The sequence below is a fragment of the Zestosphaera sp. genome (genome assembly GCA_038727705.1).
Lineage (GTDB): Archaea > Thermoproteota > Thermoprotei_A > Sulfolobales > NBVN01 > Zestomicrobium.
In genome coordinates, this window is sequence record JAVYVJ010000002.1 from 350,152 (window position 1) to 364,832 (window position 14,681).

General features: G+C 53.3%; 15 protein-coding genes. 2 read left to right on the forward strand and 13 right to left on the reverse strand.

Annotated elements, in window-relative coordinates; genetic code table 11:
- Nucleotides 1–10 precede the first annotated feature (10 nt).
- The 3 genes from QW772_06000 to QW772_06010 are packed head-to-tail and all read right to left on the reverse strand — an operon-like array spanning nt 11 to nt 2,535.
- The gene (locus QW772_06000) at nt 11–988 is read right to left on the reverse strand and encodes a hypothetical protein (protein ID MEM0038458.1); all 978 of its coding nucleotides are present in this window, start codon (nt 986–988) and stop codon (nt 11–13) included.
- Nucleotides 989–990: 2 nt separating this feature from the next.
- Nucleotides 991–1,998, reverse strand: a complete 1,008-nt coding sequence (locus QW772_06005; protein ID MEM0038459.1) for an SPFH domain-containing protein — start codon at nt 1,996–1,998, stop codon at nt 991–993.
- Between the two features lie 6 nt (nt 1,999–2,004).
- Entirely contained in the window at nt 2,005–2,535 is a 531-nt protein-coding gene (locus QW772_06010; GenBank protein ID MEM0038460.1) for a hypothetical protein, read from the reverse strand.
- Between the two features lie 112 nt (nt 2,536–2,647).
- Here QW772_06010 and aspS point away from each other — a divergent pair, with 112 nt between their 5' ends.
- A complete protein-coding gene (gene aspS, locus QW772_06015; protein MEM0038461.1) occupies nt 2,648–4,402 on the forward strand; it encodes an aspartate--tRNA ligase in 1,755 nt (584 codons plus the stop codon).
- An 82-nt stretch (nt 4,403–4,484) separates the two neighbouring features.
- On the opposite strand, the gene QW772_06020 is transcribed toward aspS, so the two are convergent.
- The 7 genes from QW772_06020 to QW772_06050 all read right to left on the reverse strand — a co-directional run bounded on the left by QW772_06020 (nt 4,485) and on the right by QW772_06050 (nt 11,511).
- Nucleotides 4,485–5,189 (reverse strand): ABC transporter ATP-binding protein, encoded by a 705-nt coding sequence (locus QW772_06020; protein ID MEM0038462.1) that lies wholly within the window; start codon nt 5,187–5,189, stop codon nt 4,485–4,487.
- Nucleotide 5,190: 1 nt separating this feature from the next.
- Nucleotides 5,191–5,961, reverse strand: coding sequence for an ABC transporter ATP-binding protein (locus QW772_06025; protein ID MEM0038463.1), 771 nt, complete (start codon nt 5,959–5,961; stop codon nt 5,191–5,193).
- Nucleotides 5,958–7,007 (reverse strand): branched-chain amino acid ABC transporter permease, encoded by a 1,050-nt coding sequence (locus QW772_06030; protein ID MEM0038464.1) that lies wholly within the window; start codon nt 7,005–7,007, stop codon nt 5,958–5,960. Before QW772_06030 ends, QW772_06025 begins: the two co-directional genes overlap by 4 nt.
- Nucleotides 7,004–7,960, reverse strand: a complete 957-nt coding sequence (locus tag QW772_06035) for a branched-chain amino acid ABC transporter permease (protein ID MEM0038465.1) — start codon at nt 7,958–7,960, stop codon at nt 7,004–7,006. The genes QW772_06030 and QW772_06035 overlap by 4 nt, the downstream gene beginning before the upstream one ends.
- A gap of 78 nt (nt 7,961–8,038) precedes the next feature.
- Nucleotides 8,039–9,304, reverse strand: coding sequence for a penicillin-binding protein activator (locus tag QW772_06040; protein ID MEM0038466.1), 1,266 nt, complete (start codon nt 9,302–9,304; stop codon nt 8,039–8,041).
- Between the two features lie 508 nt (nt 9,305–9,812).
- The gene (locus QW772_06045) at nt 9,813–11,279 is read right to left on the reverse strand and encodes a sodium:solute symporter family protein (protein ID MEM0038467.1); all 1,467 of its coding nucleotides are present in this window, start codon (nt 11,277–11,279) and stop codon (nt 9,813–9,815) included.
- 7 nt (nt 11,280–11,286) lie between these two features.
- A complete protein-coding gene (locus QW772_06050; GenBank protein MEM0038468.1) occupies nt 11,287–11,511 on the reverse strand; it encodes a hypothetical protein in 225 nt (74 codons plus the stop codon).
- 89 nt (nt 11,512–11,600) lie between these two features.
- On the opposite strand from QW772_06050, the gene QW772_06055 reads away from it, so the two are divergent.
- Complete coding sequence (locus QW772_06055; protein MEM0038469.1) at nt 11,601–12,512, forward strand: hypothetical protein; 912 nt, start codon at nt 11,601–11,603, stop codon at nt 12,510–12,512.
- A 242-nt stretch (nt 12,513–12,754) separates the two neighbouring features.
- Here the strand turns inward: QW772_06055 and QW772_06060 are convergent, their stop codons facing one another.
- From QW772_06060 to QW772_06070, 3 genes are read right to left on the reverse strand one after another with little or no spacing between them, the layout of a single operon-like run.
- The gene (locus QW772_06060; GenBank protein ID MEM0038470.1) at nt 12,755–13,432 is read right to left on the reverse strand and encodes a hypothetical protein; all 678 of its coding nucleotides are present in this window, start codon (nt 13,430–13,432) and stop codon (nt 12,755–12,757) included.
- Nucleotides 13,429–14,391: an ArsA family ATPase gene (locus tag QW772_06065; GenBank protein ID MEM0038471.1), complete on the reverse strand. Its 963-nt coding sequence runs from the start codon at nt 14,389–14,391 to the stop codon at nt 13,429–13,431. The genes QW772_06060 and QW772_06065 overlap by 4 nt, the downstream gene beginning before the upstream one ends.
- On the reverse strand, nt 14,388–14,681 hold the full coding sequence (locus tag QW772_06070; GenBank protein ID MEM0038472.1) for a hypothetical protein: 294 nt from the start codon (nt 14,679–14,681) through the stop codon (nt 14,388–14,390). Before QW772_06070 ends, QW772_06065 begins: the two co-directional genes overlap by 4 nt.

Sequence of the window (14,681 nt, forward strand, 5' to 3'; positions counted from 1 at the left end):
TCAGTTAGCGCTACCTCCTCTCGAACCTTACGGTAGTCCTCATCAACTCTATCCTTGACTGCAGCTCCCTTATCCTAGCGTTTAAACGTTCCTCCATCATCCTCATCTCCTTGAGGGCCAGGTCGTAGTAGTTCCTCGCTATCCTGTCGCTCAGATCACGCACCATGGTGTAGCACACCCTACACACTGCAATCCCCCCACCTTCAATCATGTACGGGGCCTCCCTCCCGTAGCGCGACTTAATGTACTCGTTGATGGAGGCGGGCAGGTATATGTAGTTCACCTCCTCACCCTGGATCTCTCTATGGCAGACCCAGCATCTAGTGCTCTTACTTAACTTGACTATCTTGCCGTTGACGTGGTCCCTCACCTCAGGCGTTGATTGCTGAAGGAATGCGAGGGCCTCCGAGTACAGCTCCACCGCCTTATCAGGCTCGTTTTCCTCGACCCTGGCTGCTCTAATCACTCTGGCGTAACCCAGTAGCCTGAACCCTATCACTGAGAGGGCCTCATGTATGCCCACCACATCCTCGAGCACGAGCCTCCTAGAGCCTTCAGCCAGGAGTAGGTTGCCCACCCCCTCGTACTTGTCGGCAACGTCCAGGTCCATGGACCTAACTCTACCTACCTCAAACTCCGGCAGGCTGGTTATCTCAGCCAATAGCTCGAGATCATGCAGTAGTTCAGGAGGCCGCACCTTAGCGGCCAGACCTAAGTCCAGCTCCACGGCAGGGTCTAACTTCCTGCACTGCTCAGCAGCCTTCCTGAACGATTCTGGGTTCTTCTTGAGCAACGCGTCGTAGAGGAGGGCGTAGAAGAGGGCTAGGTCGGCCTTGCCAACTAATTCAGGGTTTCGTGACTTGCTGGCCACTTCATACGCTTGAAGGAAATTCCTCACAGCCCCTTCGAGATTCCCCTTACCCCTGTCGCTGAAGCCCTTACTCATGGCCTCGCTGAACTTCTCGGCGTCGCTCTTGAAGAACATCATTTCTACATCTCCTGCTTGTACTTCTCCAGGAGTTCCTTCTTCATGCTCTCGTACTCCTCCTGCGTTATCAGCCCCTCGTCAAGCATTTCCTTCAACTCCCGCAACTTCTCAACTATCGGGGTTTTCCTCTGCGGTTGTTGAGGCGGGGCTGGTGGGGCCTGCTGTGGTTGTGGCTGCGCCTGCTGCTGAACCACCGGCTGGAGCAACCCAGGCATTGCTATGAGGGCCCCCATCCACCCTGCTGCAGGGGACCTGCCTAAAGCCCTCATAATCTCAACGGTCTTCACTATCTCAAGAACCTTGTCCTCATCACCCTTCTGTATGGCCAGCAACAGCGGGAGTCCGTAGGTAGGGTCTTCCTTCTCCATCCTCTCGAGCTGCGGGAGGCTCACACCACCTATCTTGACGTCTATCAGCTCGAGGCCCCTCTGCCTGAAGGCATCGTGTATGACGCCTGCCTTGATTCTGGCTGAGACCTCGCTGAGGTTAGAGTATATCTCGACGGCTGTGTACTTGCTCATCTCCTGGATGAAGCTCTCCATGAAGTAGTTTCTGATGAAGTCTGCTACCATGGGTGAGGAGAACTCCCGCAACGCTCCTGCAACCTGCGTCAGGAACAGCACAGGATCACCTACGCGGTACCAGAACTCGCCGAAACTCTGGAGTTCCGTCATGTAGAGCGTCCTAGGACCTAGCTTGACCCTGGTGGAGAGGCCGAACCTACCCCTGAACTGCTTGAGCGAGATGAAGACCACCCTAGCTTTAAAGGGGGTCTCACCGTAACCCATGATGAGATTGAACGCCCTGGTGAGTAGTGGTAGGTTCTGCGTCGTCAGGACGTGGCGTCCGGGCGGCAGGACGTCGTAGATCTTCCCATCCCTCATGAATACGGCGGTCTCGTACTCGTGAACCACCAGAACGCTGCCCCACCTGATGTCCTCGTAGGGGTACATCCACAGTATGTCGTCAGGCCCCGGGTTAACCCACTCGATCACGTTGGTCTTGCTCACACATCATCACCTCATGAAGCCTGCCAGGACACCCTCCCTCTCACTCAGTTTAACCTCATACTCGCTGATCTTGCCCTCCACATCATTCAGCAGGGAGCTCAAACACTCCGGGGTGGTGTCAGGCGCTAAGAGCTTGCTTGTGAGCGAGTTCAGGGCGGATATAACGTCGGCTAACGTTAGGTCGTGCTCAAGCATTCTGGTCAGCTTCTCCTCATCCACCTTCACCACGTGGAATAGCGGTCTATAGCCGTATGGGGCGTGCCTGGTCTTCTCAGCCAGCGAGTCCAGCCTGTAGATCATCGATTCAACACGCTTGGCATCCCCGCTCAACCCCCCTCTAGATACAAGGGCGGAGTAGAGACGCCTGAGATCCTCTAGACTCCTCCTCAACCTCCTGAGGAGCTCGTCCCTCACAACCCTGTCCGTCTCTCTGATGAGTTCCTTCTCCTTGTAGCCCCTATAGCCGGGAAACACCATCAGGAGTTTCTCATAAAGTCTAAGCTCCTTCTGACTCAGTTTCTCCACCTCCTCGTACAACCTACTCCACCACACAATGTCCAAAGTATAGGATGCGTCAGAAGCTTATATACGTCGCACCCAGGCTCTCATTCATAGCCTTATATTTAGCTGTTGTCTGTATGTGTTGTTGGTGTGGTGGGTGAGTGCATTCCCTAAGAGGTCACACTGGTGCGGCGAGCTCAGGCGGGAGCACATCGGCGCGGAGGTGGTTGTTAACGGATGGGTTCACACGATACGTAGGATGGGGAGGATCACATTCATCCTGGTCAGAGACAGGACAGGGGTTGTTCAAGTGGTCATGAGTTCTAGGAGCCCCTACTATGGAATGACTGAGAATCTCACGCCTGAAACTGTGGTCGCTGTGAAGGGGGTTGTGAGGGCGCGTCCTCCAGCCCAGGTGAACCCTGAGCTACCGACCGGCGAGGTCGAGGTGGAGTTGAGGGAGCTTGTAGTGCTAAGTAAGGCTAAGCCCCTCCCGATACCGGTCTTCGACCCCGAGCTCATGAAGACCACGTCGGAGTCCATGAGGCTTAGATACAGGTACCTCGACCTCAGGAGGCCTGAAATGCAGAGCAACCTGATCTTCAGAGCTAAGCTAATTAAGACCCTCCGGGAGTTACTCGATTCCAGAGGTTTCATCGAGGTCGAGACCCCCTACCTGGCTAGAAGCACCCCCGAGGGTGCCAGGGACTTCCTAGTGCCCAGCAGGCTCTATCCAGGCAAGTTCTACGCCTTAACTCAATCACCTCAACTCTTCAAGCAACTGTTGATGATAGCCGGGTTTGAGAGGTACTACCAGTTCGCCAGGTGCTTCAGGGATGAAGACCCAAGGGCTGATAGGCAGCCTGAATTCACTCAGCTGGATATAGAGATGTCCTTCGTAACTAAGGAGGACGTGATGAAGACGGTTGAGGATGTCATGCGTGAGGCGTTCATCAAAACCCTCAACGTTGAGTTGCCCAATCCGTTGCCGAGACTGACCTACTCTGAGGCGCTGAGGAAGTATGGGGTAGACAAGCCGGACCTACGGTTCGGAAACCTCTTGGAGGACGCTGACGAGAGGGTGAGAACCCTCCTCAACGCAGGACCCAGGGACTCGGTCAGGGTGCTGAGGTTCGGAATCAACGAGAGGGGCGTTGAGGAGGTTGGGAAGCTTATTGAGGGGCTTCTGAGCCATGAGGGCGGTGTGAGGCATTACTACGTCATCAGGGGCTCAGGCATCTTAGCAGGTGGGGAGGCCTCCGTAGGTAACGAACTCCTGAAGCTCCTTGACGTAGGCATCGGTGAGGCCGCCGTGGTTGCGGTGGGTAACTATGAGAAGGCCTCAGAGACTCTAGGGACTCTCAGAAATTCTTTAGGTAGGTACCTAGGCCTAGTTAAGAGGGATGAGTACGCTATGGTGTGGATCACGGAGTTCCCGCTCTTCGAACTCAATGAGGAAGGTGCCTTAACATCTAAGCACCACCCCTTCACGTCGCCGAGACCTGAGGACCTGCCGAAGCTGGAGGCAGCACCTCTCGACGTTATAGCGCAGTCCTACGACCTAGTGCTGAACGGTTACGAGGTGGGGGGTGGGAGCATAAGGATAAACAGCAGGGAGCTGCAGGAGAGGGTGTTCAAGATACTCGGTCTATCTGCCGACGAAATGAATGACAGGTACGGCTTCCTGCTGGAGGCGCTGGACTACGGCGCACCACCCCATGGTGGGATAGCCATAGGGGTGGACAGGTTGACGGCAGTGGCTCTAGGGCACGATTCGATAAGGGAGGTCATTGCGTTCCCGAAGAATAAGGAGATGATGGATCCCATGACCGGGGCGCCCGGCAGGCCGCCTGAGGAGCATCTGAGGGAGATTAAATGGCTTAGGATTGCAGACCACGTGTGACTTTGGTGAGCGTGCTTAACATGGCTCGGCTACCCGCAGTATGCGTTGATTCTTAACTAATGAACGCTTACTCCACAGACGATTATTCCGTACTTACGAAGAAGAGCTTCTCCACCTCCGCCCTCATTAAATCCTCTGCCGGCGCCTCCTTAACTATCCTACCGCTCACTAACACGTAACCCTTATCAGCCACTTCGAGCGCTCTCCTGACGTTCTGCTCGACCACAAGTATCGTAACGCCCTTCCCCCTAATCTCCGCGATCTTCTTCATCAGGGCGGCCCCGGCCTTAGGTGCGAGCCCTGCTGTAGGCTCGTCTAGGAGGAGTAACTTCGGCTTAGTCATTAAAGCCCTGGCGACCGCCAGCATCTGCCTCTCACCGCCGCTTAGCGTCTTAGCTTTCTGGTTCCTCCGCCTCTCTATCTCAGGGAACAGGTTGAACATCTCCTCAATATCGCTCCTGATGGCGGGGTCGCTTCTGATGAAGGATCCCATCTGAAGGTTCTCGAAAACCGTTAGGTTGGGGAATACGTTATCGAGCTGCGGTGCGTAGCTAATACCAGCCTTAACTATTTCGTGTGTCCTCATCTTCTGCAGGGGTCTTCCCTCGAAGAGGGCCTCGCCCCCGTGAATCGTCGCAATACCGAATAGCGCATTCAGGAGGGTGGTCTTCCCGGCGCCGTTAGGGCCTAGAACCGCCACTATCTCGCCCTTCCTCACACTCAGGCTTATGCCCTGCAACACCACCATCTTGCCGTAGCCGGCTTTCAAGTTGCTCACGTCAAGCATCTCAGACACCTATGTACGCCTCTATGACCTTAGGGTCTGAAACAACCTCCTGAGGTCTGCCCTCAGAGAGGAGTTTGCCGTTGTGGAGTACGTAGACGTAGTCAACGTACTCCATCAGTATCTCAAGCCTGTGTTCTATTATAAGGAATGTTAGGCCGTGTTCGTCCCTCAACCTCTTCACGTACGTGAAGAGTTCCCTAGCCATGGAGTAGTCAACTCCTGCCGCAGGCTCGTCCAGTAAGTAAAGCTTAGCGGGGGTCATGAGCCCTCTGACGGTCTCCAACATCTTTATGTGTGCGGCAGACAGCTCGGGGACCTTAGAGTTCACGTAGGACAGCATGTTGAACATCTTGAGCAGGTGGACAGCCTTCCTGGCGAGCTCCCTCTCCTGATTGACCCAGGTCTTCGTGAGGAGTAGCTTGCTGAGGCTCTCACCCCTCTGCCCTGATGGGGTTACGAGTATGTTCTCAAGCACTGTCAGCGAGTTAAACAGCCTCGGTATCTGGAATGTCCTCACTACACCCTTCTTGAAGACCTCGTTCGGGTTCAGCCCGTCTATCCTAACCATGTTCTCAGATTCTCTGAACCATACGCTACCCCTGTCAGGGACGTAGAAGCCTGTGATGACGTTGAAGAGGGTGGTCTTTCCAGAGCCGTTGGGGCCTATGAGGCCTATTAGACCCCTCTCAGGCACTGTAAGCGAGACCCCGTCCAAAGCCCTGACGCCGCCGAAGTATTTGGCGACGTCCCTAACTTCGAGGAGAGCGCTCATCCACCTTCACCCGTCAACACTTTCCGCACTTCCTCAACGGCGGGGGTCTTCACAGGCTTCTCCGGTAACAACCCTCTGGGATTGACGAGAAGAACCACCACTATTAGAAGGCCCACTATGACCCACCTGAGGTAGTCCGGCGATATGACGGTCACGCCTAATTGAGGGGTGACGAACGTCAACACCCTGTCCACGAGCGTTATTATTGCAGCGCCCAGTAAGGACCCCTTCAAGTTCCCGAAACCTCCTAGGATGATCATGGCCCACACGTTGAACGTCACGGCCGGCACGAACATGTTTGGATTAACCGATGTCAGGTAGTAAGATAGGAAAACCCCTGCAACGCCCGCGAATCCGGAGCCGATGAAGAGCATAGTTGCTTTAATCCTCGGCACGTGCTTCCCCAGACATAGGGCGGCTATCTCGTCATCCCTCACGGCCTTAAGGGTCCTCCCTAAGGGGGAGTTAACCAGCCTGTCACTGACTAAGTACGTCAGCGCTAGGAAGCCCAAAACCATTCCTAAGAAGGCCGCATCACGTGCCCTGCTATCCGGGATCCATCCGAAGGGGGTGGGGATGGCCATCAAGCCCTTACTAGCGCCCACGGGCTCATAATGAAGCAGGAAGATCCTCATGAGCTCGCCTGAGCTCAGTAATGTGAACCCTACGAAGGCCGGGCCCACCCTGAGTATGGGGTATGTGAGCACGTAGCCGAGGAGCCCGGACACTGCGAACGCCATAATCAGCGACAGCAGGAGCAGGCCTATGTTGAGCAACGGTGCCTTATTAGCCAGCTGGCTTAGCAGTATAATGCCACTTATGCTGTATGGGGGAGTCTCGGCCACGTTGACCCCGTTGAGGATTAGTATTAGGTAAGTCGTTATGGCGGCGCTTATGTAGGCTCCGACCCCGTAGAAGACCACCTTACCGAAGTTAGTTATCCCGCTAACCCCTGACTCCATATTCAGTGATATGGAGAGTATCGAGTAAATGCCGAAAAGGGTTAACCAACTAATCAGGAACCCGACAATGTCGAACGATATCATTGCTTTGAACCCCTCCTCAAAAACCTGTAGGGCAACCCGCCCCCAGCGCCAAGCGGTGGGAAGAGTATGAGCGTAGCTATTAAGGTTGCGAACGTTAGGAATGGTTTGAAGCTGGTTGGGATGCCCAGGTACGAGTTCAGTAGGGCTATCCCTATATTCTCTATGGAGGCTATGAGGAGTGCACCAACGCCTGTTCTGAGGAGCGATACAAGCCCTCCTATGAAGCCCACCGTGAACACCTGAAGCACCATCGAGTCACCGGCCTCCGGAGTCACTGCTCCAGAGAATGAGGTCCATACAACACCCCCCACGGCAGTTATACCGCCGCAGATGAACCACGCCAAATTAACTATGAGGCTCCTCGGTATGCCGGTTATCTCCGCTAGTGAGGGATTGTCGGCAACGGCTCTCATAGCCCTACCCACTTTAGTCTTCTCCAGCATCAGGTAGAGTGCCAGGACAATTAACGTTGCGGCAATAATGCAGGCGGCTAGCGCCTGACTGATTTCGAAACCCATTATTGATGTCCTAGGGACGTCGGAGTAGGTGATCCTCCCGTACGAGACGAAGTTCCTGCCGGTGTAGAAGTGCATGACGTCCGTCAGCATGTAGAGAAGGTATTTATAGGCTATCCACAACCCCATGGAGGATATCATCAATATTGCTGGAGTAGACCCTCTTCTCTGCAGGGGCGTGAAAACGGTCACGTTATTTAAGACCGCTATGCCGCCGGTAATTAGGAATGCTAAGGCGGCGGCCAGCCACATCGAGTTAAACCCCAAGGTTCCGTGGAGGAAGATAGCCACGTACGCGCCGTAGGTTATAAAGTTCGCATGCGCGAAGTTTATTACTTTGGTGGTTCTGTAGCTCAGCGTTAAGGGCAGGGCGAAAATCAAGTAGAAGAGGGAGTATTGGATGAAGTTGCTTAAAGCTTGGGAGAGACCGGGGATCAAGCTGTACCGCCCTCCTCGTATTTGGATACCATATCCAACACCAAGCGTAAATAACGTTAAATCATTTACTTTAAAAACTCATGAGTAGGCTTTCTCGACGAATATTATAGAGCCTCTCTCATACAGTCCAACGTCCTTGTACTGGTAACCTTTAGGTCCTCCAGGTATGATTGCCCATATACCGTAATCTTGCTGTGCCTTATCACCAGCCTCATCGAATATGGTCCACCCGCTGGGCCCGTAATACGTCTTAGCCACCTCAATCAACGCACTCCTTATGGCCTCGCCCTCATAGCTTCCGGCCCTCAGTATCGCCCACCCAGCAAGTTTAACCGCATCGTAGAGGTTCTCGCTAAAGACGCCTGGCTCGATGTTGAACCTCTTAGACATCGCGGTTTTGAAGCTTTCGTAGAGCGGGTTGGCTATGAAGAGGGGCCTCGTGCCGTAGAGCCTGACCTTAGACGCGAAGCGCCCTACAGTGACTGAGAGTAATTCCTCCGCGCCGTGAGGCCCCTCTGAGATAAACCATCTAACCTTAGACAGTACATCCGACTCAGCGGCATGCGATAATATATTAGCGCCGTCCGTGTCGAAGGCCACTAGAACGACTGCCTCAGCCCCCTCACTCTGGACCCTGCTTGCTAATGTAGCGACCTCAGACGCGTAGTCGGAGAGCCCGGTCTGGTAAGCTAGTTTGCTGAGGACGTTACCGCCCAGCTCTTTAAAGTACCGCTCGAAGAACTCCGCGAAAGCGTTGCCGTACTCGTCATTCCTGTTGAACACTATAACCTTCCTAGCGCCTTCCTGGTACGTCAGAACCGCTAGGGCCTTGGCTTGACCAGCATCAGAGCCCACAGTCCTGAAGACGAAGTCGTTGGGTATCGCTAAAGTGGGGGCGGTTGACGAGGGCGATATAATGAGTATCTTGTTAGCGTCGGCGTACGACTTAACCACCTTCACCTGAGAACTGGCTGCAGGCCCTATGACCACCTTAATCCCCTGCTGAGCGAAGCTCTGAACGTTCTGAAGGGCTTTCTCCTCGACAGTGCCGTCGTCCAGTATCACAGACCTGAACTCAACGTTGAATCCGTAGGCCTGAACCTCCCTGTTTAGATCCTCTATCGCCAACTGAACCACCTTCTCCCACATCTTGCCGATGGAGGAGAGCTCCCCCGATAGCGGGAGCGTGAACCCTATACTGTAGGTCTTCTTAGCAGGGGTCAGTGTGACGGTCGTGGTAACTCCGCCAGCACCGCCTACCGCGGCGGACAGGGCGTAGCCGGCCGCCAACCCTATTATCAGAGCTATCGCGATGAGCGCTACTGACCTCATATCCAGTGCCATACCCGAGACACCTCAGGTTACTACTGACATCTATGTTTTTAAGCTTTTCTGTTGACAGAATGAAATAACTGCAATGACTCCTGGATATGTTACATAATCGTTGAACAAGACCTCTACATATGATGGAAATCATTATTTATATAACTTTTACAATTGAAAGCCTTACCACCTAACATAAACTCAACTAGATGAAAGAATCGTGAAGTCTTTACGTTCCGCTAGTAATTTGCGGTAAAACTGTTAGGCAATATTATGTTGAGGTTCGTCAAAACAGCCCTTAGGGTGAGGAGGGCTGCTTTCTTTGCTGGTGTTTTAGGAAGGGTTTGTAGGAGGCCTTGCGTCGCTAGGCTCGGCAACCGCCAACGAACCCGCAGGGGTATCTCTGGGGTAAGGTGGAAGCCCCTGAATGAAGAGAGGGGCGGGGGTTAAAACATCTGGAGGCGAGCGCGGCCAGAGTGTAGTTGCTGAGGTGCTCGAGGGAGTGTTGAGTTTTGATTTTGCTTGAGCCTTAAGCCCCTTTCCCTTCTGAGAGGAGTCTTCTAGCGCAGTGCACTAGAGTGATCACTAGGAGGTTTGAGGCGAGTCCCCACACTATGCCGTGTATTCCAAGCGGTTCTAGCTTCCATCCGTAGTACCTCATTAAGGCGAATATCCCTAACACCGTTAATTCGCCTGCTATCAGGCCGCTCGTCACCTCATGCTTTCTAAGGCTTTTCCAGAAGATACCTATGAAAAGGCCTGGCAGTAGTTGAGCCACACCTGCATAACCTACCAGGAGTAAATCCACTAAGAGTGCGGGGGAAGTGTATGCTAGGATCGTCGATACTACGCCTAAGCCCGCCACCGCCACTCTAGTGATGTTTATCAATTCCTTATCACCTATCTTAGGTTTGAAGACCTGCTGTATCAGGTTTCTCGAGATGGTGCTCGCTTGATCCAGGAGTATACCTGCGGCGGTGGAGAGCGATGCTGCAGCGCCGCCAGCGGCTATTAAGCCCAAGACGCTTGGCCCGAACGACAGGCCAACCAGGTTGAGGAATGCGTAGTCCGAGGACCTCAGCTTGATGCCTAGAGCGAGGGCGACTAAGCCCATGTGCGTGACCCACAGAGATCCCAGTATTAAATACCATGAGTTGAGAACCATGCCCTTCTTGAGCACTTTAACGTCCTTAGCCGTGAATAAGGTCTGGACTCTCTGAGACCAGCACCAGAAGCCTAACCCAGTCCCAACGACTGATGAAATGAACCAGGTTTCAGGCCTTAACCCTCCGGGGCCTGGGAGGGTCAGGTGTGCTGGGGACACGGACGCTACGGCATCGTAGAGGCCCGGCAGGCCGCCGAAATACTTCAGTATTAAGGCCCAACTACCGCCGAACATTGTTACGAGCATTATCGCCCCCAGGAACACGTTAGTAAGGGCTATGGACACCATGCCCCCCAGGAAGACGTACAGGATAACGAGACCGAGGACAGCCACGGAAAGGTGTAGTGAGGGCAGCATGCCGTACGACACTGTGTCCAATATTATCGAAACCGCTTGAATCTGTAGCTGAACGTACGGGATCTGAAAGACTATGGACACTATCGCGGCCAGAACCATCAGCAGTTTGCTGTCATACCTCCACATAATGAAGTCGGAGAGCGTCATCAGATTATGTTTCTTAGCTAAGCTCCAGACGCGCGGCGCCAACAGGTACCCAGCAACGTACCCCAGCAGTGAAGTGCCCCAGGCAAACATGGTGGCCGCCCCGTAGGTGTAGGAATATCCTGCAGTGCCCAGGAACGTGTAGCCGCTGTAGATGACTGCCGCGGAGTTCAGGAAAAACACTATAGTCCCTAACGTCCTCCCAGCGACTATATAAGTGTCAGCCCTTAAGGTCTTTAACCTCAGCCTCGAAGTTATTAACCCTATAGCCACCGATATGAAGATAACTGAGAGGACTATCGACGACGCGATGATTGGATCCTGATTCAAGCCTCCCTCACCTCTCTAGCGTGTAGAGGATTGTCAACGCGGTTGCCGTGATCACCGAGACGAGTATGTAGTAGAACCAGAGTAAAGGAAGTCCCAAAACCTTAACATCAGCCCTATTGACGAAGGGCAGCAGGACAGTCCAGAGGACGTATATGGCTATCCCTACGATCACCTGGTGAGCCTTAGGTCCTGAAGGAGCTTCCTCCAAGACACCACCCGTAGAATAAAGCACGTTGAATTAAAAAGTTTTCTACGACATCCAACCTGAGTGATTTCCTTAAATATTCTCCCTAACAAACATCTTTATTAGAGTGTGCGAGAGTGACCATAGTTAATGAGTTTAGTGTAGCCTCCCCGCTGGATGCTAGTGAAGTTCTCACCATCCTAGCGGACCTCCAGCTCCACTTGAGTCTGTGGCCCGTTCTGGAGTCTCTAGCTGAGGTGTTAAGCGATAATGAGGTCTTAGCTGATCTGAAGGTGGGGGATTCCCTGAGCCGGGTACACCTTAAGATGAGCACAAGTAAAGAGGGTGAAGTTGCGGTCATAACGGTGGAGGGGCACGATGACTTGAGTTTGGAACTCAGGCTGAGCGTCGTGGGCAGGAAGTTGGTCGGCAGGCCCCTGACCTTAATTAGGGGGAGGATCGTGGTCAAGTCGGCCAACGAGAAGGCTCTGAAGCCGTACATTAAGACATTCGTTGAAGCCTATCAGAACAGGCTGATCGGCGCGCTACCTACAGTACTTGATGCGTGGAGGAAGGGACTCGTCAAGAAGATGGGAGTGAGGGCCGCGGCACCGCCGCCGGTGGAGGCAGCCCCTAAAGAGCTACCTAAACGTGAGGAACTTCCTAAGCCTGAACTCAAGCTGGAGGGTGTGAACGTAGTAACGAGCCCCACAGCCCTTGATGATGAGGTGCTGGTAAGCAACATAATCCTTAAGTCCCACATCTTAAGCACGGTGAAGGAAGAGCTCAGCGGCCTCGAACTCCTGAGGAGATTAAGCGAAATGTACACCGGAACGGGACTTAAAACCCTCTACACACTCGCGATAGACGCTGAGGGCAACAAAGTCAGGGTATTGTTTAGAGATGATGCCATCGTGGGAGTTAGGGTTGAGCTACGGGAAGGCACCATCATTAGCGGCGTAGATGCGGTGAAGAGGCTTAAGGAGCTGGACAAGAAGGTCTGGAGGATCTCCACCTATTCAATACCTAAGGAACTGTTTTCATCGTGATCTTAATGACCCCTCGATGCCCCTCCGCCGTTTCGGCATCACTAACGCAAAAAAACGTTAATTGACGCGGCTGGAAGAGCTTCGGCGAGCTTAGTGAGAGAGGTAACACGTCCCTCATTCATAGTTATGTCATGTGAGGAATTCTTGCCGCTAGGTAGGGAAGGAGATCCGCTCTTAAGCCGGGGTCTTCTCCCACACTAAAAGGCAGATTTTATCCGTTGAGACCGTGTGCGTCAACAGTCCTAAACCTTCTCGTGGTGCGGCCCCACGCTTCTTGAAATGTTCCTGATGAGGAAGCGAAGGGATTCAAGCAGTTCACGCACTGAACCTAACTCAGGTTTGGACACCACCTCAACTGCATTAAGCTCCTTGTATGCTGAAAGCTTGTAGATGGGTTTGGAGGTTGTGTCCACTATTCTGTTAAGCAGACCAACATCCTTAGGCTCCTCGTAGAAGACTTCGTAAATCCCTCTCGCAGTGCTTACTGTGGTCTTACTCAGCCTTTCTAGGCGTTCCCCAAGATCCTTTGCCAGGGTGTTCATAAGTCTTGACTCACCCCTCTTGACCGCGTGCAGATCCCTCAGAACGTTTCTCCCGGTGAGCTCCAACATTATGGTTACCCTATCGTCGTGTCTCAACGCCTTGGCTACTGGGTAGTAGAAGAAGGAGTATCTGGGTGTGGTCGTGAGCAGTACGTAGGCCCTCCTCCCTTCACCGAGTTCGTACACGGCCTTATACCCGACGAGGTACCCTAGGAGGGTGTACTCCTTATCCCTAGGCCTCAGTTCCCTCTCCAACTCCTCAGTGAAATCCTTCATGAACTTAATCATCCTCCTCCTCATTCTGAAGTACCATAATGCGGCAGCGACCGACACTGCCATCAAAACTGAGATCGCGATCGCTTCAAAGAGAGTGTTCATGCATACCCCCTGACTACAACTACAGTGTCTCTTAACTTAACTATATCCTCAAGACTGGAAGGTGGGCTGCTGGCATGCGGGATCATGATGGACCTGCATTCTATAGACCTGAACTCCCTGAGCGTCTCCGCCTGCTCGGCGTAAGTTCCCAGACTAGCGGCCACTTCATCTGGAAGGACTTTATTCATCACTAAGAGCTTAGGTTTAATGGTTAACTCGTTTTCTAGGAAGTTGAGGATCTCCCTCAGCTCGAACATCGGCAGGGGTTCCGGGTTCGTGACTACTATGTACGACGTTCTTAAGGGATTGCTTAGCACCTCCTTGACTCTGGAGTATGTGTTCTTCAGTTCGTAGAGTTTTTTCAACGCTGGGTCCCTCATCTCGAACTCCTTGCCGAGGGTCTTAGCTATGACGTATCTGAGTGACACTATCCTCTCCCTGATGTTGATCAGCTTGTCGAGCCAGAGCAGGTAGAGCCTCGGCAGGGCTAGGGTTCTGAGGGAGACGCCTGTCGGCGGCGTGTCGACCACGACATGCTTATAACCTTTGTCCCCGTACGTGTCAGCCAGCCACCTTAGAAACACCTCCTCCTCCACCCCTGGCGCATACTTCATGGCTTTAGTGACGTCCTCCAGGTTGAGGACTGTAAGTGACGGAAACATCTCAGCCATGAGGTCTGAGTAGCTCGACATCAACTTCCTGGCTGAAGCCTCTATGTCCAGCTGGCATGCCGAGAGGTTCTCCGCAACCTCCACGGTCTCCATAGGCTTGCGTAAGCCAAGGTACTTCAGTATGTGTTTAGCCGGGTCGAAACTCACTAGGAGGGTCCTGCCCTGAGACCTCAACTCGTTAGCTACTAAAATGGATGTCGAGGTCTTGCCGACGCCGCCCTTCCCCAACACCACGATTACGTGAGGCTCCCCTTCAAGGGGCTTAAGCAACTCAGTTAAAACACTCACCACTCGCCACCCAAGGAGGACATGAGGTCCCCTAGGACATCACCACCCCTCACAGCCCTAGACTCAAGGATTTTCAACTCACTCTTGAGGGCGTCGAGCAATTCTAGACTGAGAATCGGGGAGACGGTCCTAACGCCTACCAGAGTCCCTAGAATCATCGTTACAAACGCTGCCTCCAGCTCGTTGTGCTCCAGCACTAGCGCGCTGACGCTCTCCTCTAATATGGCTTGGTTGATACCCTTGATAAAGGCGATCACCTCGCTTAAGATTCTCCTCATTAACCTAAGCAA